Below are 933 nucleotides of genomic sequence, written 5' to 3'. Positions count from 1 at the left end.
TCTACACGCTCGTCTTCTGGAACGAGATATGCACTTATATCCTCAACACGTCTGCGCTTCTGCGCTTCCCAAATACGTTCCTCATCAGATTTTGACATCGGTACGAAAAACTGCGCCGCATCACGTAGGTGACCTTTGGCTAACTCAGTTAAGTCGGCCTCGTAGTCGTTCTTGTCGCGGCTGCATAGATAGCCAAGAAGTTCGGTTTTTTCATCCTCTGAAAGACTACGCATTACAGATTGGAAAGTTTCGAACTCAGCACGCCCGTCGAATTGCTCGTACCAATACCGGTTGAAAATAAAGTGATGCGGGCGCAACAAAATGTTCTCGAATTCTTCGTATGTATCACCGTAAGCCCTGCGGAAGAAATCAGGTGCACCGCTGACAATCCCGTGCGTGGCCTGCAATATGACCTGCATTGAACGTAGATAATAGGAGTTCCATTTTTTACCAACATGTCCACGGTCTGGTCGCGTCACGGGCTGATAGCGCATGGGGAATGAGAAAATTCGAATATTCAATTCCTCATTCAAGTCGACATTGAGGCGCATTCGTTCGAATAGGTCTCGCGGGTTGTCATGAAAATTGTAGAGCATATAATTCGACAACTCGGTCAGACCCGCATCCGCAGAATAGCGAATAGCCTGCGCATAAGGCTTCTTAACGCCTAAATGATCGAAAGCGATACGCAGAGGTTTTAGTGCTATTCGCGACAGTTGCTGCAAATACATCGGATCTTTGCACAGAATCCGTGCATCGACCCCCTGATTAAAATCCACGCGACGCTGAAGTTCGTAGCGACCGCGTTTCAGTTTGGCTCCGCGCTCGAAACCCAAGTCAATGATCTCGGCGATGATCTCCTTGAAATTGGCTGAGGCGACGACATTGTTATCCATCAAGGTCAGGTCACGCTTTTCTCCGTACAGCGCGTTG

Annotated in this window: 1 pseudogene; it reads right to left on the bottom strand. The window is 48.4% G+C overall.

The window, feature by feature from the left end:
* Nucleotides 1–933 (bottom strand): annotated as a pseudogene (locus tag AC2FND_RS20330) (radical SAM protein); the annotation flags it as partial.

This window comes from Ruegeria sp. BHSB056 (assembly GCF_059613305.1).
Note: the sequence above shows the minus strand (reverse complement) of the source record. Positions and strands in the feature narration are given on the sequence as shown.